The organism is Pseudophaeobacter leonis (assembly GCF_002087335.1).
GTDB lineage: Bacteria > Pseudomonadota > Alphaproteobacteria > Rhodobacterales > Rhodobacteraceae > Pseudophaeobacter > Pseudophaeobacter leonis.
Genome location: NZ_MWVJ01000048.1, coordinates 16,948 through 38,611, shown reverse-complemented (window position 1 = coordinate 38,611; position 21,664 = coordinate 16,948). Strand labels below are relative to the sequence as shown.

Annotated in this window: 16 protein-coding genes and 7 pseudogenes; 13 read left to right on the top strand and 10 right to left on the bottom strand. The window is 58.7% G+C overall.

What is annotated here, in order from left to right; all coding sequences use genetic code 11:
• Positions 1 to 38: 38 nt before the first annotated feature.
• Complete coding sequence (locus B4968_RS11995; protein WP_083099335.1) at positions 39 to 962, bottom strand: TIGR01459 family HAD-type hydrolase; 924 nt, start codon at positions 960 to 962, stop codon at positions 39 to 41.
• Positions 963 to 1,146: 184 nt separating this feature from the next.
• Between B4968_RS11995 and B4968_RS23090 the strand changes: the two genes are divergently transcribed.
• The gene (locus B4968_RS23090; protein WP_139792778.1) at positions 1,147 to 1,566 is read left to right on the top strand and encodes a hypothetical protein; all 420 of its coding nucleotides are present in this window, start codon (positions 1,147 to 1,149) and stop codon (positions 1,564 to 1,566) included.
• A gap of 72 nt (positions 1,567 to 1,638) precedes the next feature.
• Here the strand turns inward: B4968_RS23090 and B4968_RS11985 are convergent, their stop codons facing one another.
• Positions 1,639 to 2,559: a manganese-dependent inorganic pyrophosphatase gene (locus B4968_RS11985; protein ID WP_083099318.1), complete on the bottom strand. Its 921-nt coding sequence runs from the start codon at positions 2,557 to 2,559 to the stop codon at positions 1,639 to 1,641.
• Between the two features lie 291 nt (positions 2,560 to 2,850).
• On the opposite strand from B4968_RS11985, the pseudogene B4968_RS11980 reads away from it, so the two are divergent.
• From B4968_RS11980 to B4968_RS11945, 7 genes and pseudogenes are all read left to right on the top strand, one after another.
• Positions 2,851 to 3,575, top strand: a pseudogene (locus B4968_RS11980) (DUF2161 domain-containing phosphodiesterase).
• A gap of 232 nt (positions 3,576 to 3,807) precedes the next feature.
• Complete coding sequence (locus B4968_RS11975; RefSeq protein ID WP_083099317.1) at positions 3,808 to 4,095, top strand: co-chaperone GroES; 288 nt, start codon at positions 3,808 to 3,810, stop codon at positions 4,093 to 4,095.
• A gap of 68 nt (positions 4,096 to 4,163) precedes the next feature.
• Positions 4,164 to 5,813, top strand: coding sequence for a chaperonin GroEL (gene groL / locus B4968_RS11970; protein WP_083099315.1), 1,650 nt, complete (start codon positions 4,164 to 4,166; stop codon positions 5,811 to 5,813).
• A 185-nt stretch (positions 5,814 to 5,998) separates the two neighbouring features.
• Positions 5,999 to 6,583 carry a GNAT family N-acetyltransferase gene (locus B4968_RS11965; protein ID WP_083099314.1) on the top strand — a complete coding sequence of 195 codons (585 nt, stop codon included), beginning with the start codon at positions 5,999 to 6,001 and terminating at the stop codon, positions 6,581 to 6,583.
• A gap of 78 nt (positions 6,584 to 6,661) precedes the next feature.
• Complete coding sequence (locus tag B4968_RS11960) at positions 6,662 to 7,021, top strand: hypothetical protein (protein WP_083099312.1); 360 nt, start codon at positions 6,662 to 6,664, stop codon at positions 7,019 to 7,021.
• A gap of 933 nt (positions 7,022 to 7,954) precedes the next feature.
• Entirely contained in the window at positions 7,955 to 8,779 is an 825-nt protein-coding gene (locus B4968_RS11950) for an alpha/beta fold hydrolase (protein ID WP_083099333.1), read from the top strand.
• Positions 8,776 to 9,928, top strand: a pseudogene (locus B4968_RS11945) (alpha-D-ribose 1-methylphosphonate 5-triphosphate diphosphatase). Before B4968_RS11950 ends, B4968_RS11945 begins: the two are co-directional and overlap by 4 nt.
• 102 nt (positions 9,929 to 10,030) lie before the next feature.
• On the opposite strand, the pseudogene B4968_RS11940 reads toward B4968_RS11945, so the two are convergent.
• The 3 genes and pseudogenes from B4968_RS11940 to B4968_RS11930 form a co-directional block, all read right to left on the bottom strand.
• Positions 10,031 to 11,157: pseudogene (locus B4968_RS11940) on the bottom strand (5-(carboxyamino)imidazole ribonucleotide synthase).
• Positions 11,150 to 11,680 (bottom strand): 5-(carboxyamino)imidazole ribonucleotide mutase, encoded by a 531-nt coding sequence (gene purE, locus B4968_RS11935; RefSeq protein ID WP_083099311.1) that lies wholly within the window; start codon positions 11,678 to 11,680, stop codon positions 11,150 to 11,152. Before purE ends, B4968_RS11940 begins: the two are co-directional and overlap by 8 nt.
• Before the next feature lie 228 nt (positions 11,681 to 11,908).
• Complete coding sequence (locus B4968_RS11930) at positions 11,909 to 12,133, bottom strand: YdcH family protein (protein WP_083099309.1); 225 nt, start codon at positions 12,131 to 12,133, stop codon at positions 11,909 to 11,911.
• A 178-nt stretch (positions 12,134 to 12,311) separates the two neighbouring features.
• On the opposite strand from B4968_RS11930, the gene B4968_RS11925 reads away from it, so the two are divergent.
• The 3 genes and pseudogenes from B4968_RS11925 to B4968_RS11915 all read left to right on the top strand — a co-directional run bounded on the left by B4968_RS11925 (position 12,312) and on the right by B4968_RS11915 (position 14,128).
• Positions 12,312 to 12,725, top strand: a complete 414-nt coding sequence (locus B4968_RS11925; protein ID WP_162843568.1) for an Hsp20 family protein — start codon at positions 12,312 to 12,314, stop codon at positions 12,723 to 12,725.
• 5 nt (positions 12,726 to 12,730) lie between these two features.
• A complete protein-coding gene (locus B4968_RS11920; protein WP_083099305.1) occupies positions 12,731 to 12,955 on the top strand; it encodes a DUF1150 family protein in 225 nt (74 codons plus the stop codon).
• A gap of 269 nt (positions 12,956 to 13,224) precedes the next feature.
• Positions 13,225 to 14,128: pseudogene (locus B4968_RS11915) on the top strand (PhzF family phenazine biosynthesis protein).
• Positions 14,129 to 14,241: 113 nt separating this feature from the next.
• Here B4968_RS11915 and B4968_RS25230 read toward each other — a convergent pair.
• From B4968_RS25230 to B4968_RS25710, 3 genes and pseudogenes are all read right to left on the bottom strand, one after another.
• A pseudogene (locus tag B4968_RS25230) lies at positions 14,242 to 15,951 on the bottom strand (bifunctional sulfate adenylyltransferase/adenylylsulfate kinase).
• Between the two features lie 367 nt (positions 15,952 to 16,318).
• Positions 16,319 to 16,726 carry an adenylate/guanylate cyclase domain-containing protein gene (locus tag B4968_RS25715; RefSeq protein WP_338153252.1) on the bottom strand — a complete coding sequence of 136 codons (408 nt, stop codon included), beginning with the start codon at positions 16,724 to 16,726 and terminating at the stop codon, positions 16,319 to 16,321.
• A 165-nt stretch (positions 16,727 to 16,891) separates the two neighbouring features.
• Positions 16,892 to 17,014: pseudogene (locus B4968_RS25710) on the bottom strand (2Fe-2S iron-sulfur cluster-binding protein); the annotation flags it as partial.
• 359 nt (positions 17,015 to 17,373) lie between these two features.
• On the opposite strand from B4968_RS25710, the gene B4968_RS25705 reads away from it, so the two are divergent.
• Entirely contained in the window at positions 17,374 to 17,778 is a 405-nt protein-coding gene (locus B4968_RS25705; RefSeq protein ID WP_338153249.1) for a hypothetical protein, read from the top strand.
• A 381-nt stretch (positions 17,779 to 18,159) separates the two neighbouring features.
• Here the strand turns inward: B4968_RS25705 and trxB are convergent, their stop codons facing one another.
• On the bottom strand, positions 18,160 to 19,101 hold the full coding sequence (gene trxB, locus B4968_RS11900) for a thioredoxin-disulfide reductase (RefSeq protein ID WP_083099303.1): 942 nt from the start codon (positions 19,099 to 19,101) through the stop codon (positions 18,160 to 18,162).
• Between the two features lie 329 nt (positions 19,102 to 19,430).
• Here trxB and B4968_RS11895 point away from each other — a divergent pair.
• A pseudogene (locus B4968_RS11895) lies at positions 19,431 to 19,930 on the top strand (Lrp/AsnC family transcriptional regulator).
• A gap of 191 nt (positions 19,931 to 20,121) precedes the next feature.
• Here the strand turns inward: B4968_RS11895 and B4968_RS11890 are convergent.
• Positions 20,122 to 20,904: a Hint domain-containing protein gene (locus B4968_RS11890; RefSeq protein WP_083099301.1), complete on the bottom strand. Its 783-nt coding sequence runs from the start codon at positions 20,902 to 20,904 to the stop codon at positions 20,122 to 20,124.
• Between the last annotated feature and the right edge of the window lie 760 nt (positions 20,905 to 21,664).

Here is a 21,664-nt window from a genome sequence, read left to right as displayed (position 1 = left end):
TACCTTCATAAAGTACTGAAAGTAAAGAGCTTTCCGGGTCAGAGAAGGAAGCCGATGCTATAGGTCGGAGCAGATTGTTCCTGGGTCAAATAGGCCGCGAGGGCTGTCGGGTCAGGCTGCTGCGCTGTTTTTGTTTCACTGGCCGCAAGGCCGCCGGTGATAAAAAGGGAATCGATGGCTTCGCCCATGGCGCCGGCAATATCGGTGTGCGGCCCATCGCCAATAGCCAGAATGTCACCGTCCGAAATATCGGTGCCCAGTTCCGCCAGACGGCGGCGGGCCAGATCGTAAATCGGCGGGTGCGGTTTTCCAAAGTACAGGCTCTCTCCGCCCATCTCGGTATAAAGCCGGGCCAGCGCCCCGGCACACCATTCACGGGTCTCGCCGCGATCAACGACGATGTCGGGATTGGCGCAGAGCAGCTTGATGCCTTTTTGTTTGGCCAGCAGGAAGTCAGCCCTGTTCACATCCGGGTGGGCCATAGGATCAGTTGGGCCACAGCAGACGATGCCTTCGGCCTCACTCAGGGGGACACGGGTGATCTCGACCGGATCATGGATCACATGCAGGGGCTCAAAGAAGCCGGCGTCGCGCTGCCAGTCGCCCATAAAATACACCTTGTTGCCGACGGCTCCGGTCAACATCGCCGAGCGCGCAGAATCGCCGGAGGTGGCGATGGTGTCATAGGCGTCATCGGGCACGCCGAATTGCGTCAGTTGAGTGACCACGCCTGCACGTGGCTTGGGAGAGTTGGTCACCAAAACCACCTTGCCGCCGCGGGCGCGGTACGCTTTCAGGGCGGCAACCGCATCGGGAAAGGCGGTGACCCCATTGTGGACGCAGCCCCAGAGATCGACAAACAGCGCGCGGTATTGATCGGAAACTTCGGCAAGCGTTTGAATGATGCGGGTATGATCGGAACCTTTCTCGTGTGAACCTGTGGGGCGGCGATGCGGCCAGATATGACCGAGTTCCCCGCGCGACGCCACCGGGAAAACCGGGCCTGTGGTCCGCGGCTTTTGGCGCCGGTGGCAGGTTTTTGCTCAGCTCATGGCCATGGCGAGACGGTAGGGGTTTTTTAAATATTCCAAAAATATAATATGACTGCGCGCGGGCAAAAATAAAACAGTCTTGAAAGGCAGTACAATGACATACAAAGGTTTCATTCAATTTCTTGCGCCGGCTCTGGCAACAGCGGTTATTGGAGTTTCAGCCAACCCCGCATTTGCGGATCACGGGAATCCCTGGGCGGAGGAAGACGATGTTGTGCGGTCACAGTTTCACGATGTGAACCAGGCAAAGTCTGTAGGTACGCCCGGGCAGGATGAGATGAAAGGCGCTATGGTCCAGAGCGCGCAGGGCAAACAGGGGTCGGCGAACCGTGGAAGCGGCGGGGTCGGAATCGGTGGCAGCGGCGAAGGTGCTGGTGGTGCTGGAAACGGTGGCGGCGGTGGTGCTGGTAACGGTGGTGGCGGCGGTGCTGGTAACGGTGGTGGCGGTGGTGCTGGAAACGGTGGTGGCGGCGGTGCTGGTAACGGCGGCGGAAACGGCGGCGGTCGCGGTTGATCAAGGCAGAGACGCCCACGAAAAAAAGGCGCCCTCAGGGGCGCCTTTTCTATTTCCTGACCAAAAAAGGAATCAGACCTTGAGGTTGGGGATGATCTGCTTTTTGCGGCTCATGATGCCGGGCAGAACCACGGCGTCGCCTTCGACAACAGCGCCAAAGCTCTTTTCGGCGACGGTTTTCACCAGATCGTTGGGCACCAGCAGAGTGGCTTCCTCGTTCAGGATGTCGACAACAAACAGCAACACCTGCTCGACACCGTCTTCGGCGGCAACAGTGGTCATTGTCTGCATCAAGGAGGCCTTGCGGTCGAGCACAACACCGGGGGCGGTTGTCTCAAGAACGCTGACGCGGAATTTGGTGCCCTCGACGGTGAATTCCTTGCTGTCCATGCGCAGAAGCTCTGCGTCAGAAAAGGACGAGACGTCGGATTTGGCGGCGAACATTTCGGCGGCATAGGCGGCGATGTCGATGCCCAGATCAGCGGCCAGTTTTTCGGCCACGGCGCGGTCGTGATCGGTGGTGGTGGGCGAGCGGAATTCCAGCGTGTCCGACAGGATGCAGGTCAGAGCCGCGCCTTTGATGGCCTCGGGCATTTTGGCCATGTCGTCACCGATCAGGTCATGCATGATGGTGGCGGTGCAGGCGAGGGGCCGGATGGTGATGTCGATGGGACCTTTGGTCTCCAACCCGCCAACCAATTTATGGTGGTCGATGATGGCCTGAACGTCGGCGCCATTGATGTTGGCAGGCAGCTCGGCCGGGTTGTTGGTGTCAACGATAACCACCGCCTGGTCATCGGCCACATCTGCGATGATCTCGGGCTTGTCCAGATTCCAGCGCTGCAGCATGAAGGCCGCCTCGGTGTTGGGTTCGCCAAGCAGTTTTGCTTCGGCAGCAACACCTTTGATCTCAGAGAGGTACCAGGCCCAGACAATGGGAGAGCCGGTGGAATCGGTATCGGGAGATTTATGGCCAAAAACTTGGACGGTCATCTTGCTATCCTGTGCACTTATTGGAGTTTGCGCGCCTTATAGGCTGGCAGGGCTGGCTTGTCACCCCACCAGCGCTGCAATGCAGCAATGCAGCATGCGTCTGGCGGTGCGGTGCCCGACTGGCTGCGGAGGCTAGGTTTTGGCAGGGTCTGCTGGAGCGTCGCAGCTTGAAAATATGCGGGGGAAAATGAGCGAGTGAAATTAAGCTGGGAAATTGGGCTGGCACCAATTTCAGGCCATGTTCCAGATGTGCGCTTTTGTTCGCCGGGCCCGGTGGCTATGGTCGCCGCCATGGAACGCGAAGATCAACTTTATCCGCCGGTAAAGGCCATGCTTGTGGCGCAGGGCTATGAGGTCAAGGGCGAGGTGGGCGCCGCTGATGTGATGGCGCGGCGCGGCGGCGAGGACCCGGTGATTGTCAGCTGAAGCTCAGGTTTTCATTGTCGCTGTTTCATCAGGCGGTGACGCGTCAATCAGTGACCGATCTGGTCTACATTGCGGTACCCCGGCCCACGGGGCGGCAGGCGCGCCGGATGCTCAAGGATAATCTGGCGCTGTGCCGCCGTCTTTGTCTGGGCCTGATTCTGGTGCTGCCAGATGGGCGCTGCGAGGTGCAATGCGACCCCGGCCCCTATGCGCCACGCAAGTCAAAGAAGCGTAAGCAACGTCTGCTGCGGGAGTTTGACCGTCTGCAGGGGGATCCCAACGCCGGTGGTGCAACGCGCCATGGTATCGTCACCGCCTATCGACAGGATGCGCTGCGTTGTGCGGCCTTTTTGGCGGGCGCCGGGGCCAGCAAAGGGTCTGAGGTTGCCAAGGCCACAGGGGTTGCCAGAGCGACAGGCCTGATGGCCTCCAATCACTATGGCTGGTTCGAACGGGTGCAAAAGGGCATTTACCAACTTACCGAGACTGGGCGTGACGGGTTGAAGCACTGGGCCTATAGCTGGGAAGCCGAGGGGGAGGGCGAAGGGGAAGGCCAAGGGCAAGGCAAGGCTGACGCGCCCGCGTCATAAAGCGGTGTCATAGAGCAGTGCTGTAGCGCTGTGCCATAAAGCGGTGGTACCTGATGACGCGGATCCTGTTTATCATCGCGAATTTTTCTTCCTCAATATGGTTGACACAGGCCCATCCCCTGCATAGCTGTTCGTCCGTTAGCACTCATCAAGTGTGAGTGATAACGCCTCGGCAGAGATGCGGAGGCTATCCAGAGATAACAACCTTTGAGCCTTATAAGGAGCTGCAAAGATGGCATTGAAACCACTCCACGACCGCGTGCTTGTTCGTCGCACTGAAAGCGAAGAAAAAACTGCTGGTGGTTTGATCATTCCAGAATCCGCTAAAGAAAAGCCCAGCGAAGGCCAGGTCGTCGCAATCGGCGAAGGCGCACGCAAAGACAGCGGTGAGTTGATCGAAATGGCTGTGAAAGCCGACGATACCATCCTGTTCGGCAAATGGTCCGGCACAGAAGTCACCGTCGACGGCGAAGAGCTGCTGATGATGAAAGAAAGCGACATCATGGGCATCATCGAGTAAGCCTCGCAGCTTCTCTGATCCCAACGCATATCGCTGACACACAAAGATTTTCTCGAGGAGAATAAAACATGTCTGCTAAGGACGTCAAATTCGACACCGATGCCCGCAACCGCATGCTGGCCGGCGTTAACATTCTGGCCGATGCTGTCAAAGTGACCCTGGGCCCCAAAGGCCGTAATGTCATTCTGGACAAATCTTTTGGCGCACCGCGCATCACCAAAGATGGTGTATCCGTTGCCAAAGAGATCGAGCTGGAAGACAAGTTCGAAAACATGGGCGCTCAGATGGTCAAGGAAGTTGCTTCCCGCACCAATGACGAAGCAGGCGACGGCACCACCACTGCCACCGTTCTGGCCCAGGCCATCGTTAAAGAAGGCCTGAAGCAGGTTGCTGCTGGTCTGAACCCAATGGATCTGAAGCGCGGCATCGACCTGGCAACTGCCACCGTCGTTCAGGGCATCAAAGACATGGCACGCGAAGTCAAAGACTCCGCTGAAGTTGCACAGGTTGGCACTATCTCTGCCAACGGTGAAGCCGCCATCGGCCAGCAGATCGCAGACGCGATGCAAAAAGTTGGCAACGAACGCGTGATCACTGTCGAAGAAAACAAAGGCCTGGAAACAGAGACCGATGTTGTCGAAGGCATGCAGTTCGACCGTGGCTACCTGTCGCCCTACTTTGTCACCAACGCTGACAAAATGGTTGCAGACCTCGAAGACTGCATGATCCTGCTGCACGAGAAGAAGCTTTCTTCGCTGCAGGCCATGGTGCCTCTGCTCGAGCAGGTGATCCAGTCGCAAAAGCCTCTGCTGATCATCGCAGAAGACGTCGAAGGCGAAGCGCTGGCAACTCTGGTTGTCAACAAACTGCGCGGCGGTCTGAAAATTGCTGCTGTTAATGCGCCTGGTTTTGGCGATCGTCGCAAAGCGATGATGCAGGATCTGGCCATTCTGACCGGTGGTCAGGTGATCTCCGAAGATCTGGGCATGAAGCTTGAGTCCGTCACCATGGACATGCTGGGCACTGCCAAGAAAATCGAAATCACCAAAGACGAGACCACCATCGTTGACGGTGCCGGCTCCAAAGCCGAGATCGAAGCCCGTGTGGGTCAGATCCGCGCTCAGATCGAAGAAACTACTTCTGATTATGATCGTGAAAAACTGCAAGAGCGCGTTGCCAAACTGGCCGGCGGTGTTGCTGTTATCCGCGTTGGCGGAATGACCGAAGTTGAAGTCAAAGAGCGCAAAGACCGCGTAGACGATGCCCTGAACGCGACCCGTGCGGCCGTGCAGGAAGGCGTGATCGTTGGTGGTGGTGTTGCTCTGGTTCAGGCCGGTAAAGCCCTCTACGGCATGGAAGGCGCAAACGCTGACCAGACCGCAGGTATCGTGATCGTGCGTAAAGCAATCGAGGCGCCTCTGCGTCAGATCGCTGAAAACGCTGGTGTTGACGGTGCAGTGGTTGCTGGCAAAGTGCGCGAAAGCGACGACAAGAACTTTGGCTTCAACGCTCAGACCGAAGAATATGGCGACATGTTTGCCTTTGGTGTGATCGACCCTGCCAAAGTGGCACGTACCGCTCTGGAAGACGCAGCCTCGATTGCTGGTCTGCTGATCACCACCGAAGCGATGATCGCTGACAAGCCTTCCAAAGATGGCGCTGCCGGTGGCGGCATGCCTGACATGGGCGGCATGGGCGGCATGGGCGGCATGATGTAATCACAAGTCCCTTGGACTTGTGATGCCCGACAGGCGGCCGTCCTTTTGGAAGGCTTGCCGATAGGGAAAATCACGCCATCCTTACCGGATGAATTTGGGGTCGCCTTCGGGCGGCCCCTTTTTTGTTTAGGCCAGTTGTGTTTTGATTGCCGTGTTGGACAGGCTTTGGATAGGGCAATAGCAGGATGGTCATTGGCCCCGATACGCTGCGCGATGTGGTGCCGGCCCAGTTTGATGCGGTCGACGATCTGCTGAAAGCGGCCTTTCCTACGGATGACGAGGCGCGTCTGGTGCGCATGCTGCGCGAAGACGGCGATATGCTGCATGAGTTCCAGAAACCATGGGCCGGCAAGATCGGCGGATACTTCGCCCTAAGCCGGATGCAGGCACCCGCGGGCTGGGCCTGTCTTGCTCCCGTGGCGGTGCGGCCGGAATGGCAGGGCGGTAAGCAGGCGGAAAACAATCCGAATATGGAGGCTGGAGGCCCTGGCGACGAGCTTTATCGCGGCCCCTGGCGGTTTGGCTCCCGGATGCTTCGCGAATTGAGTGGCCTTTATGACATCCCTTCTAACAGGTTGCAGGCAAGCCTTCCCGAGGCGATTGTTGTTTTGGGGAGGCCCTCATTTTATGCGCGTGCAGGCTTTAGCCTTGCGCTGGCACAAAACCTCATCAGCCCCTATCCGTTGGATCATACGTTGATCCTGAAACGGGGCGATGATGTGCCTGAGGGCACCCTGATTTACCCTGCAGCCTTTTCAAAAATTGAATGAGACGGCCCAAAAGTTTTGATTTTTCTGCGCGCATTCCATTATTGTTAGGCTTTTAGTCAAATAGTTTAGGGGGAAGACATGAAGGTTTTGGGAATAGTCGGGCTCGTTATGGCCTCTGTCATGGCGGTGCAAACAGCAAGCGCCGACAGTTTGAAATGGACCATCCGCAGCGATTATCCGCATATTGTCAGTCTTGAATTCTACAGCCAGGACTACAACCGGGCCTGGCCAGGAGACGGGCAAGTCTACATGGTTGATGATTATGACACCCGTGAATTCAGCCTCAGCTGTGAGAGCGGCGAATCAATTTGCTATGGGGCCTGGGTGCGCGGAAATGAAAACAAATACTGGGGCACTGGTATGAACAATTCACAAAGGTGTAATGACTGTTGCTACACCTGCGGATACGGTGATACCGACCTGCGTATTCTGAACTGATACGCCGGGCACGCCCGGCCTGATCGAGGCCCGGTTATGCAGCTGATTGCGCTTGTCCTGCTTGTTTTGATTGCCTTTGCGGCAAACTCGGTTCTGGGCCGGATGGCGATTGGCTGGGGCTATATGGACGCCCTGGGCTTTGGCCTTTTGCGCCTTGCCTCGGGGGCTGCCATGTTGGCGCTGCTGTGTCGGCTGCGCGGGCTTCGGATGCGACAGCCGCTTGTCTCCAGCCTCAAGGGCGGCGGGGCTCTTACGCTCTATATGATTGGGTTCTGCCTTGCCTATCAGGGGCTTGATGCCGGGCTTGGGGCTTTGATCCTGTTTGGCGTTGTCCAGATCGCAATGTTTGGCTGGGGCGCTGTGACCGGAAACCGGGTGAGCCTTGGGCAACTTGCAGGGGCTGGGATTGCCTTTGCGGGACTGACCTATGTGATCTGGCCAACCGAAAGCCTGCAGGTGCCCTTCTGGGATGCGGTTCTCAGGGGCCTGAGCGGGCTGGGCTGGGCGGCCTATAGCCTTTTGGGACGCGGCGTGCGCGAGCCTTTGGTGGCGAGTTCGGTCAACCTTCCTTTGGGCCACGGCGATGATGCTGCCCTTTGTGCTGCTGCTGGATGGCGGCAGGCTGATAACCACGCCTGGGGTGGGACTGGCGGTTGTCTCGGGGGCTGTCACATCCGGGCTGGGCTATGCGCTCTGGTACAGGGTTCTGCCGTCGCTGCAACCGGCGCTGGCGGCCACCATCCAGCTGAGCGTGCCGGTGCTTGCCATCCTTGGCGGCGTGGTGTTTCTGGCCGAGCCTCTGGGGCTGCAGCTGGTTCTTGGCACGCTGGCAGTTCTGGCAGGTATTGCGCTGGTGATCTGGTCGCCAAAAGTCGCCGGATAGGGGTTTTCTCGCGCTGCCGCAGGCCCTATCTGGAAGCCATGCAAAACCTGATGAAATCTCTGCTGCTGCCGGTGCTGTGTGTGATATCCGGTCTGGCTTCCGGTCTGGCGCCCCGTCCGGCACAGGCCGACTGTGTTGTCTTGCTGCACGGGCTTGCCCGCTCAGAGGACTCCTTTGTGGTTTTAGAGCAGGTGCTGGAATCCCGCGGCTATCAGGTCGCGCGTCCGGGATATGCCTCGACCGAGTTTACCATCGCGCAACTGGCTGACGAGACGCTGCCTGCGGCGATCCAGTCCTGTGGCGCGGATCAGACCGTGCATTTTGTCACCCACTCCATGGGCGGTATTTTGCTGCGTCACTACCTGAAGGATCCGCAGCATCGCCCGGCGAATCTGGGGCGCACGGTGATGTTAGGGCCGCCTAATCAAGGCAGCGAGCTGGTCGATGAGCTGGGCGACTGGACGGTTTTCAACATGATCAATGGTCCGGCGGGGGCCAGTTTGGGAACAGGCAAAGACAGCGTGCCAAAGATGTTGCCGCCGGTCGATTTTGCTCTTGGGGTCATTGCCGGAGATCACTCCATCAGTCCTGTCTTCTCGGCGCTGATCCCAGGCAAGGACGATGGCAAGGTCTCGGTTGCCAGTACCCGGGTTGCAGGTATGCAGGACCACATTACCCTGCCTGTCACCCATACCTTTATGATGAATGATCCTCTGGTGATCGCTCAGGTGCAGCAGTTTTTGCAGCAGGGCCGGTTTGACCCGGACATAACCTGGCTGGAGGCGCTGAACGCGCTGGTTGAGGGCCCCTGTATCGCCGCAGACTGCGGCTATGGGCTGAAGAACAAAGCTGATCAAGAGACAAAGAGTGAATGACAATGCTGGATTTGACCCTTCAGGGGGCGGATGTGCTGACGCCCGCAGGTTTGGACGTGCGGGCCGAAATTGGTGTCGCCGAGGGCCGGATCACCGCAAACCCACAGGGGCGTCGGGTGGATCTGTCAGGCTATATGGTGCTGTCGGGCATTATTGATCCACATGGCGACGGGTTCGAGCGTCATCTGGCACCGCGCCGTGGGGCGATGAAACAGATGACAGAGGGGGTGGTGGCTGCGGAGGCCGAGCTTGCAGCCAATGGCATCACCACGGCGGTGCTGGCCCAGTTTTATAGCTGGGAAGGCGGCTTGCGCAGCCCCGACTATGCAGCTCAGGTGTTTTCGGCCATCCAAAATGTGCGGTCAAGCCTGGTGACGGATCTTGTGCCGCAGTTGCGCTTTGAGACCCATATGCTCGGCGACTATGAGGGGCTGCCGGATAAGATCACGCAGTGGGGCGTCACTTATATCGTTTTCAACGACCACCTTGACCATGACCGGCTTGCGGCTGGAAAAAAGCCAGCCCGCCTCACAGGACAGGCACTAAAGGCCGGGCGCAATCCGGACAAGCATTTTGAGATGCTGCTGCAGATGCACCGCCGCAGCCATGAGGTTCCAGCCGCGCTTGAGCTCTTGTGTAAAGAGCTTCTGGCGCGTGGGCTCAGGGTCGGCAGTCACGATGATAAAACCGCTGAGGGGCGCGCAATCTGGCGTGCGCGGGGCGCCCAGATCAGCGAGTTCCCTGAAACGCTCGAGGCGGCAGAAGGCGGCGCGGGCAGGCGGCGACCAGATCATTCTGGGGGCCCCCAATGTGGTGCGGGGTGGCTCTCACAAGGGCAATGCCTCGGCGCTGGATCTGATTGCCATGGGGCTGTGTGATGCGCTGGCCTCGGACTACCACTACCCCAGCCCGCGCCGCGCGGCCCTCCTTCTGGCGCGCTCGGGAGTGATGGATCTGGCCGCGGCCTGGGCACTTGTCTCCTCTGGGCCGGCACGCATGTTGGGGCTGCAGGATCGTGGTGATCTTGCAGCAGGGAAGCGCGCCGATATGGTTATTATCGAGAAACAATCCGAACGGGTTGCTGCGACCCTGTCTGGGGGCCGTGTGAGCTATATGTCGGGTGACATTGCCGCACGGTTTATCGGCTAACTTGGGTCTGGCTCAGCTCGGAATAGTCGCAGCCGTCCGTTTGCATCCAGTCAAAGCAGCGCCCGTCCTCAGCCGAAGCGCGGGCGCTGTTTTGTCAGGGCTCTACCGCCGTGCGGGAGCTTTTTGTGGCCGGATGATGCGGTTCACATGCGCCATTTTGCGGCCGGGCTTGGCCTCGGCCTTACCATAGAGGTGCAGGGCGCAATCGCGCTCTTTGGCCAGCTCAGGTAAGCGGTCCATATCGTCGCCGATCAGGTTCTCCATCACCACATCCGCGTGCCGCTGGCCATCGCCCAGTGGCCAGCCCGCTACTGCACGGATGTGCTGCTCAAACTGATCAACCGCGCAGCCGTTCTGGGTCCAGTGACCAGAGTTATGCACCCGTGGCGCGATCTCATTGACCACCAGCCCCTGCTGGGTAACAAATAATTCGACCCCCAGAACTCCAACATAATCCAGCGCATTCAGCACCTTGGCCGCCAAAAGAACCGCATCCATGCGCTGACTGCCGCTAAGGCGGGCAGGCACGGTGGTGGTATGCAGGATGCCGTCTCGATGTACATTCTCACCGGGATCAAAACAGGCCACCTCTCCCGTGAGGCCGCGCGCGGCAATCACCGAGACCTCGTGACTGAAATTGACAAAACCTTCCAGAACGGAGGGGGCACCGGCCATGGCCTCCAGCGCGTCGTTCGCGTCCTCGGTCGCCATGATGCGGGCCTGCCCCTTGCCGTCATAGCCAAATCGACGGGTTTTCAGGATCGCAGGCGCGCCAATTTCGGCCAGGGCGGCGTCAAGACTGGCGGCATCACTGATATCGGCAAAGGGCGCGATCTGCAGGCCGAGGTCCTGCAGGAAGTTTTTTTCGGTCAGCCGGTCCTGCGAAATCCGCAGCGCCTCGCGGCCGGGGCGGATGGGGCAATGGGCCTCGATGATGTCCAGCGCTGCGGTGGGGATGTTTTCAAATTCGTAGGTGATCACATAACCGCATTGGCAAAGGCAATGAGGGCCTCGCTGTCCTCATAGCCGGCCGTGGTTACCTGATCGGCGACCTGGCCTGCGGGGGGATTTGCGCCGGGCTCAAAAATATGGGTTTTGAACCCCAGGCGGGAGGCGGCAACAGAGAGCATGCGGCCCAGCTGGCCACCCCCAAGGATGCCAATGGTAGCACCGGGTTTTAGCGGGGTTGCCAGCGGGGTTGATTGCGCTTGCGCGGAGAGATCACTCATCAACCGGCTCCTCGGGGATCGAGGCAGACAGGGCGGCGCGCCAGGCATCGAGACGCTGGGCCAGAGCGGGATCTTGCAGGGCGAGGATACCAGCAGCCATCAGGCCTGCATTTGCAGCGCCTGCAGTGCCAATCGCCATGGTGGCCACGGGAAACCCTTTTGGCATCTGCACAATGGAGTAGAGCGAGTCGACACCCGAGAGCGCCCGGGTCTGGACCGGAACGCCCACCACGGGAATACGGGTCTTTGAGGCGACCATACCGGGCAGATGCGCAGCCCCCCCGGCGCCGGCGATGATCACCTGCAAGCCCCGATCAGCAGCCGATTTACCATAGGTCCACAACCGATCCGGGGTCCGGTGGGCAGAGACAATTTTGGCCTCATAGGGCACGCCAAGCTCCTCAAGCAGAATGGCGGCCTCTTTCAGGGTGGGCCAATCAGACTGGCTGCCCATGATGATGCCTACTTTGATGTCGCTGGGCGAGACTTGGCTGGAAGCTTCTGGGCTGGGGGCGTCTGGCATGTGTTTCGGTCCTGTCATGCCGCAGGCCCGAAACGTGGAACCTGCTGGGGTGGAAGGAAGGCGCACTATAGTCGAAGATCCATGTGGTGCAATGCGACAATGACCCCAATGGAGGCGCTGTCATTGAGGCTATGATTCAGGAGGGCTGGCAATTCTGGGGGCAGGCAATTGACGGCGACCTGCAATTCTTGTGGTCAGCCAATTCTTGTGGTCAGGCTATTCTTGAGGTTAGGCGATGATGTCGGGTGTCAGGCGATCTTCGATCTGTGAGATCTTGTCCTTGAGGCCCAGCTTGTTCTTTTTCAGCCGCCGGATTGTCAGCTGGTCACTGGTGCCGCGGTCTTGCAGGGCTGTAATCGCCTCGTCCAAATCGCGGTGCTGGCGGCGAAAGACTTCCAGCTCGACCTTGAGCACCTCATCTGTCTTCATAGAAATATCGGCAGAAGCATTCATTGGCGACTCAAAAACTGTTGGGTTCAGGGAGGGCCAAGATACTTCCTTAACGGATTTTCCGCTAGACCTATGCAGCCCTGCACTTGAGAATTCGAAAGAAGTCTCCATATTCTAGGCATGCGGTTGCCGTTACGGGATCGCAAATTCAACGTCGCTTTGAAGCAAAAGGACGAAATACGTGTCGAAACTCACACTGGGCTCTTACCCGCATATGCTGGGGTTTGAGCAATTGGAACGCCTTCTGGAACGTTCGGCTAAATCCGGAAATGAAGGCTATCCACCTTATAACATTGAGCAAACTTCGGAAGTTTCTTACCGAATTACTCTGGCTGTTGCCGGGTTTTGCGAAGAAGATCTGGCGATTACGGTCGAGGATCGCCAGTTGGTCATCCGCGGCCGACAAGGAGATGACTGCGACGGTCGGGTCTTTTTGCACCGGGGAATCGCCGCACGACAGTTTCAACGCATGTTTGTTCTGGGGGATGGCGTCGATGTGGGTGAGGCAGTGATGGAAAACGGGCTCTTGCACGTCGACCTCTCTCGCTCGCGACCCGAAACCGTGGTTCAGACAATCAATATCAAGAAGGGGTAAGAGCAATGCACACACCATTTGACTTCACCACAACCGGTTTGCCTACCGTGTACGTAAAGGCGATTGCCGTGGCGGATCTGCCCGAAGACATGCAGGCCGGCGCAGAAGGCCGGGAGCTGCTTTATGCTGTGCATGAGGCCGAAGGAGAGCAATTGGCCGTTGTGGCCGACCGCCGCATGGCGTTTGTATTGGCCCGGCAGAATGATTTTGCTCCGGTACCCGTTCACTGAGCTCCCGTTTTCTGGGCCTCCTCCACTGAGGCCCGGATGACTGAAATCCTGTTCCTGAAATCCAGTACAGCAGAGCCCTGTTCACTAAAGCCCTCTGCAATCAATCTCTGTGCCCCAGCCCCTTGAGGGCTGCGGGCCACAGTGCCTGTAGCAGAGATGCACGCCTGCCTTCGCGCCTGCCTTGATGGTTTTTACCCAAAAAGAGTTGGGCTATGCTGATCGCGACCCTCGAGAATAAACCGTAGGGCATAATCAGGGCAGGGACTAAGATGCGACACTATGATTTTGACTGGGTCGACGCCTTTTCTGCGCGCGCCTTTGGCGGCAATGGCTGTGCGGTGGTACATGCGGCGGCACATCTGCCTGTAGAGGTTTGCACCGCATTTGTGCGTGAGACGTCGCTTGTGGAATGCACCTTTACCGGGCCGTCTGAGATTGCCGACATTCGGGTACGGTATTTTCTGGCGAGCCGCGAAATTCCGTTTGCAGGTCACCCAACCATTGCCACAGTTGCCGCTATGCGCGACCGCGGCCTGATTGGCGACGGCGAGATCCGGCTTGAGACCGGGGCTGGCATCGTTCCTGTCACCGTCTCGGGTGATCAGATTGAAATGACCCAGGTGGCGCCTGTATTTGGAGTGAACCCCGACCCAAAGCTGGTCGCCGCGGCGATCTCGCTGCCGGTGGATGCGATCCTTGGTGCGCCGCAACTGGTCTCAACGGGGCTTCCGTTTTGTATCACTGTGCTCAGGGATCACTCCGCGCTGGCCGCGGCCCGCCTTGATCTTGCAGCTCTGGCACAGCTGGGCGCGGCGCTAGGTGCCGATGGTATTGATATGATGGAGCCTTTTTTGGGTTACATTGCAGGGGGCAACTGCTTTGGGCGACACCTATTCGCGGCTTCTGATGGCGCCGCCAAGCCCGCCGGAAGATCCCTTTACCGGCTCAGCCACCGGGGCGATGGCCGCCTATCTGTGGCAAAATGGCATGATGGATAAAGACAGCTTTATTGCTGAGCAGGGCCATGCAATGGGCCGCCCCGGTCAGGCGCGGGTTACGCCCGTTGGCAGCAGGGATGCGGTGCAGGGCGTGCGGGTTGCCGGCACGGGCTACGTCCTGATGCGCGGCACAGTTGATTTGCCAGAGGCGCTTGATTTGCCAGAGGGGTTGTAAAACCAGCTTCGCTCTCAGGGCTGCACACAAAAACGGCCCGCCTGGATGCAAAAACGGCCCGCCAGGATACTGGCAGGCCGTTGTTTGATTGGCGGATGTGGTGCCGTCACCTGTTAGCCGGTGATCAGGCCCATGTTTTCCAGTTTCAGCAAGACCTGGTGCGCGCAGTTGTCGACATCGACATTCTCGGTTTCAACGCTCAGCTCAGGGCTCAAAGGAACGTCATAGGGGTCAGAGATCCCGGTGAATTCCTTGATCTTGCCTTCGCGGGCAAGCTTATAAAGACCCTTGCGGTCGCGGCGTTCGCATTCCTCGATGGTGGTGGCAACATGCACTTCGACAAAGGCACCAAAGGCTTCGACATCTTCACGCACGGCGCGACGGGTGGTCGCGTAGGGCGCGATTGGCGCGCAGATGGCGATACCGCCGTTTTTGGTGATCTCAGAGGCAACATAGCCGATGCGGCGGATATTGAGGTCGCGGTGCTCTTTCGAGAAGCCCAGCTCAGAAGACAGGTTTTTGCGGACAATATCCCCATCCAGCAGGGTGACGGGGCGACCGCCCATTTCCATCAGCTTGACCATCAGGGCATTGGCAATGGTGGATTTTCCCGAACCGGAGAAGCCGGTGAAAAACACGGTAAAGCCCTGCTCTGAGCGTGGCGGCTTGGTGCGGCGCAATTCCCTGACCACCTCGGGGAAGGAGAACCACTCGGGGATTTCCAGACCTTCGGCCAGACGGCGGCACATCTCGGGCACCGAGATGTTCAGGATGGTGACGTCATCCTTGTCTTCGATTTCGTCGATGGCCTCGTATTGTGCGCGTTCAGAGACCCAAACCATATGTTTGAAGTCGACCATCTCGATGCCCATTTCTTCCTGATGTTCGCGGAACAGGTCCTGCGCATCATAGGGGCCGTAGAAATCTTCACCGGCAGAGTTCTTGCGGGGCCTGCGTGGTCGCGACCAACAATAAAGTGGGTGCAGCCGTGGTTCTTGCGGATCAAACCATGCCAGACCGCTTCACGAGGGCCCGCCATGCGCATGGCCAGGTTCAGCAGGCTCATCGAGGTGGTGGAGGCTGGATATTTGTCCAGCACCGCCTCGTAGCAGCGCACGCGGGTAAAGTGGTCGACGTCACCGGGTTTGGTCATGCCGACAACCGGGTGGATCAAAAGGTTTGCCTGGGCTTCGCGCGCGGCGCCGAAAGGTCAGTTCCTGGTGGGCACGGTGCAGCGGGTTGCGGGTCTGGAACGCAACAATCTTGCGCCAGCCCAGCTTGCGGAAATACGAGCGCAGCTCGTTCGGCGTGTCGCGGCGGGCGCGGAAGTCATAGTGAACCGGCTGCTGAATGCCAATCACCGGGCCGCCCAGATAGACCTTGCCGGCCTGATTGTGCAGGTAGTTGACGGCAGGGTGGGCGTCATCATCGGCCCCAAAGACCTTTTCGGCCTCGCGGGCTTTGTTTGGCACCCAGCTGTCTGTGACGGTCATGGTGGCGAGGATCACGCCTTCCTGATCGCGCAGGGCAATGTCTTCGCCTTGTTCCAGCGAGGCGGCAAATTCTTCCGAGACATCCAGGTTGATCGGCATAGGCCAGAGGCTGCCATCTTCCAGACGCATGTTTTCTACGACGCCATTATAGTCGGCTTCGTTCATGAACCCCTTCAGCGGGGTGAAACCACCGTTCATCAGCAGTTCCAGATCGCAGATCTGGCGGGGCGTCAGGTCGTGGCTTTTCAGTTCCCCGGCTTCGACTTTCAGTTTCTGGGCGGATTCATACGAAACATAGAGTTCAGGAATCGGAGCTAAATTACTCAACATTGTCACGAAGTCTCTCGTCACTTGCGCGGGGGAAAGCCCTGAATTCAATCCAGGGAGGGGGCTGATTTATGCGGCCAACTACCCCGAAGAGATCAAGCTTGTCTAGCCAGTGCACTGAAAAAGGACATCATGTGCCATTTTGGATCCAAATTAGACCATTTCAGGCTAAATCCCGCTGATTTGGGAGTATTGTCCGGCGGTGTTGCGGCGCGAAGGGTCTAAAGCCTGCCAAGAATATGGAGCAGATCGCTGGCGCGCTGCACCGGCAGGGCTGACAGCGGGGCGGCGACCCCGCGCAGGCCAAGCGTTTGCATGTCCTGCCCTGGCGGGCGGTAGCCCGCAGCCAGCAAAACAGAGGCTGAAAGGATCAGTTCAACCTCCTGACCTTACTGGCCCCCTCAAGACGGCTGGCTGTGTTTACAGAATCTCCGATGATGGTGCGTGGCGCGTTGCCCGCAGCGCCGATTTCGCCAATAACCAGCTCCCCCAGATGCAGCCCCATGCCAATCTGGACCGGAAGCTCGCCTTCTGCCAGCAGCGCCTCATTGAAGGCCTCCAACGCCTGGCCGATAGTGTTGGCCGCAGTCAGGCTTGCCTGAGCGGAGTGTTGTGCGTCTTTTGCCTCAAACACAGCCAGCAAGCCGTCGCCGAGGTATTTGTCGACGCCGCCGCCTGCCTGGGTGATGCAGGGCACGATGGCATCAAAGAACCGGTTCAGCAGGAAAACCACATCATAGGGCAGCTGACCCGAGGTGCGGGCGGTAAAGCCGCGCATATCCAGAAACAGGATGGCGAGCTGGTGTTCCTCTCCCTGGCTGGCATGTGCCCGGCCTTTTTTACCGTCGGGGCGGAACATGCGGCAGACCGCCAAGTCGGAAACAGGGCGAATTTGACAGGCAAGGCGCATGTTCTGCGGCGCGTTGACCGCCGCCAGGCTGCGGGCCTCGGCATCACTTGCTGGCGGCAGGGCTGCGGCTCCCTCTTCGATGATGACGCGACAGGTGGTGCAGCGCCCCTTGCCACCACAAAGCGCCGTATGCGGGATGGCATTGGCACGCGACATTTCAGCAGGGTCATGCCTTTTTCCGCCGTCACCGCAGGCCCGTTGCGATAGGTGATGCGGACGGACCTGCGCCGCCGCAACAGCTTTTTGGCGCCATAGCTCAGGGCGGTGAGAGCCACCAGCAGCACAAAGATCTGGACCATGCGGCTCTCGATCAGGCGCAGCGTGTCAAAGCTTTCGCGGCTTGGCCAATTGTAGCTGGCCATCAGGGCGGCGCGCTGGCTGCCCTCAACAAATATGTCATAGATCCGGCGCCCTTCGGTCAGCAGTCCCGCAAGCGCAAAGCTGGGGATAAAGACAGCAAGCCCAATCATATAGGGCAGGGCCCTGTGCCACCAAGTGGTGAGACGCAGCCAGAAATGCAGCCCCATGCAGCCATGCACCCAGACCGCAAGCAGCAGGGCGGATTGCCACCAGACGACCGGCGCGTTCCACATCAGCACGATGATATAGGGGTAGTCGTCATTCACGGCGAAATACTGATGGGCAATGGTGGTGTGGGCGATATGGGGCAGCAGCTGCAGCGGGATCAGCAGGCCCAGCAGGGTCTGAAAGGCCTCGGACAGCGGCATCCGCAGGCTGCGCCGTTGTGCCAGTTGCCAGAGGGCCAGACCGGGATGCACCAAAAGGGCTCCTATCAGGATCACGGCCCCCAGAGGGTTGCGGGTGATCACCTGCCGAGCAGCTTGCATGGTCTCCATCGCCTCGGTGGACACAAGGCCAAGTCCAAGATTGAGGAAGTGGAAAAAGGCGTAGGTGAGTAGGATCAGCCCGCTCATGATACGGGCGCGGGTGATCCAGTTGCCATTCCATAACATTGTTTTGCAGACTCCCGTCCCGATGGGCGCCTGTATCCTTTTGGCAGACACGCCTTCACGTCAACTTGCGGCGCAGGAAAACCGGGGTCAAGGTAAAGCCCTGTTTGAAGCCCCTGTTCAAAACCCTGTGCACGTCGCAACACAGATTGTGACAGCGAGGGAGACAGAAACCGCACCAGGCTGACGACAGACCTTGGACAGACCTTGGACAGATCTGCGAAATACTGGGGGAGGACTGGGAGGGGACTGGCGAAAGCAATGAAAAAGCGGCAGGGGATGGCCCTGCCGCCTGTGTCGAAATATTTAGCTGTGCCGGAGCGCGTGCCGTTAGTCTTGCTCGGCCAGAAAGCGCTCTGCGTCCAGCGCGGCCATGCAGCCCATGCCGGCCGAAGTCACCGCCTGGCGGTATTTGTGATCGGTCAGATCGCCTGCGGCAAAGATACCGGGTATTGTTGTCTCTGTGGTGCCGGGCTTGACCAGGACATAGCCACCGTTGTGCAGCTCCAGCGTGTCTTTGACCAGCTCATTGGCCGGAGCATGGCCGATCGCAACAAAGACGCCTTTACAGGGGATTTCGCTGATTTCGCCGGTCTTGACGTGCTTTACCTTTACACCCTCAACGCCCAATGGCGCATCGGTGCCGGTCACTTCTGCCAGCTCATGGAACCACAGGGTTTCGATCTTTGGGTTTTTGAACAGGCGGTCCTGCAGGATCTTTTCCGAGCGCAGCTCATCGCGGCGGTGGATCAGAGTGACCTTGGAGGCAAAGTTGGTCAGAAACAGCGCTTCTTCTACGGCGGTGTTGCCGCCGCCGATGACCCCGATTTCCTGGCCGCGATAAAAGAAGCCGTCGCAGGTGGCACAGGCGGAGACGCCAAAGCCCTTGAATTTTTCTTCTGACTCAAGCCCCAGCCATTTGGCGCGCGCACCTGTGGCCAGGATTACCGCATCTGCTGTATAGGTCATGCCGCTGTCGCCCTTGGCAACAAAGGGGCGCTGGGCTGTGTCGAGCGAGGTGATAATGTCGCCGATAATGTCACAGCCCATGGCCGCAGCATGCTCTTGCATTTTGATCATCAGATCGGGGCCCTGAACCTCGGTTTCGCCGGGCCAGTTCTCAACCTCGGTGGTGGTGGTCAGCTGGCCGCCGGGCTCGATGCCCTGAACCAGAACCGGCTCCAGCATGGCGCGAGCCGCATAGACCCCGGCGGTATAGCCTGCGGGGCCGGAGCCAATGATCAGAACCTTGGTGTGGCGCGTGTCGCTCATCTCGTATCCCCTAGTCTGCACAGTATATCAGCACTGCATATCAGCACTGTGGCTGGTGTGGCTGTCGTCAGGGCTTGCATATAGCGACAGCCCGGCGGCTCTTAAACCCCCTTATGGGGCCAAAGGGCGCAACACGAATGTCGCGCCTTTGCGAGGGGTCTTTGAGAGGGGCCTTTAGCGAGGGGTGTGGGTCTGACGGGCAGGGGTGGCAGGTGCCCTGTTTCGGGCTTGAACTCGTTTGAAGCAAAGATTATTGCGCTGCTGTGAAATAATATTGCGCAGTGCCGCAGTGGTGCTATAAGAAACGCAATCTGACAGGAGCTCTACACATGGTCACAACCCGTCTTGATCCGATTGATCGCAAGATACTCTCGGAGTTGCAGGCCGATGGGCGCATGACCAATGTTGAGCTGGCGAAACGGGTTGGTATTTCAGCGCCACCTTGCCTGCGCCGGGTGCGCGCCCTGGAAGAGGCCGGTTTGATTGGCGGCTACCACGCCGAGGTAAACGGCCGCGAGCTGGGCTTTGAGGTGCAGGTGTTTGCCATGGTGGGGCTGGAAAGCCAGGCCGAATCAGAACTCTCTGCCTTTGAAGAGAAATGCCGCAGCTGGCCTTTGGTGCGCGAGTGCCACATGCTGAACGGCGAGGTGGATTTTATCCTCAAATGGGTTCCCCGGATCTCAGCACCTTTCAGAGCTTTCTGACCGGCGATCTTTTGACCACGCCCAATGTGGCCAGCGTCAAAACCTCACTGGTCATTCGCGGCGCCAAGGATGAGCCTGGGGTGCCCTTTGATGTTTTGGAAGAGCGCCTGCTGCGCGAAGCCTGAATTTACGCGGCAGGTCTGGGCGCGTTGCGGCGACCTCGCGGATACGGGTGCGGATAGGGCTGGGATACGGGCGCGGTTTTTCAGGTCGTTGTTTTTAAGACACTTCTACGGCTTTGATCGCCCATATCGCCCATATCGCCCATATCGCCCGAGCAGGTGCGATACGAGCGATCATGCGACTCAGACACTATTCAAACACTATACTGACCATTCGACAGCGGCGTGGCGTGTTCATAGAGCAGCGGGCCAAAGCCGTTCAGGGAATCGACGTGGCTGAACAGGTTGAGATACAGCGTTTTTATGGCGTAGCTGACCAGCTTGAGCGCGTCCGGACCTGGATGATAGGTCTCAAACTCAAGACCTCCCACCTTGATCACCGCATGTTTAGGCAGGCACAGATGGAACAGATCCACGACAGTGGGCGGCGCGGTTTCAAAGATATTCATGCCGTCCTGGAATTCCTGCACCAGCGTCAGCAGCGGGGGTGTCTCGGGGCGGACCCGCATATGCGGTGGCAGCCGCAACAGCCGGGCAGCTGGTCCTGCCACAACGCAGGAGGTCGGCTTTTGCAAACCCAGACTGTCCGCCATGAAACTGGTCAGGCGATGGCTGCGCCCGCGGGCATCGGCCTTTGAGGGCACCAGGCTGGTCGAGCCCTTCCAGATCAGCGGCTGGCAGTCGCCATTCTGTATCATGATCTCGTCGCCCGGCAGCAGGTCTTCAACAGCGACCGGGCCTTGCGATGTGTCGACCAGAGATCCCCGGGTAAAGGCGCAAAAGGCGTCTTCAAACAGGGGCAGCGCCGGAGCGATATGGCGGGTCTCGGCGATTGTCCCATTGGGCAGCAGACTACTCACCTCATAGCGGCGCAGTTGCGGCTTGGACGTCAGCCGCAGCGCTGCAGGGTCCTGCAGGAGGGCGCTGGTCTCCGTCGCCATGGCAGCTGCCTGTTGCAGCGAGTGCGGGAGTGTCATCTGATCCAGACCTTTCCTGGTGAATTACGAGCTGTCGCCAATCCGCTTTGGCCCAACGGGGAGGCAGAGATGTTGGGCGGTAGAACTGACTTTTGCATACTCAATATTGTGCACCAAAGTGCCCTGCTGTTTGTCTCTCAATGGCACGATGCAGAGACGCTGCTGCTCAAAGCGAGGCCTCCGCAAAGGGGTCTTTCTCTCAGACTGTGGCGGCTATTGCCTAAAAAAGGGTCACCGTGCGCTGAAGGCGCAGTCCAGTGCCGGGGCTCAGTCCACTTGCCTTGTCCATCAGCAACGCGCTCTTTGGCGCTGTGTGTCTCTGTATCCGCTGGTCCAAAAGAGGGGCTGCGCCCCGGTTATGCCTGCTTAAGAGGCTGTGCCTCAGATTGCGGATGAGGGCGCGCGCGTCGGGATGCGACAAAGGCCTGGCGTGTCGCGCCGCGGCACCAGGGCATCTCTGTAGTCTCTGATTTTGCAGTGGAAATCACTGACTTTATGAAGCGGGTGCTGGCTGTCATGGGGCATATCCTACCTGAGGGGAGCGGCTTTGCATGCGCTCCGTTGGCTTCAGTATCGGTAATCATTGCGCCCTGAATATGGCTTGGAGGTGGAATTGAAATGGAGCTGATTGGATTGCCAGACGTGGCACCTCACAGCTGAAATTTCATTTAAGTATCTGAAATTTATCTAAATTTGCTGATAAAATGCCTCTGCGCAGTGGTGCGGAAAGCGGCTGAATGTGGCGAGAACAGTGCAATTG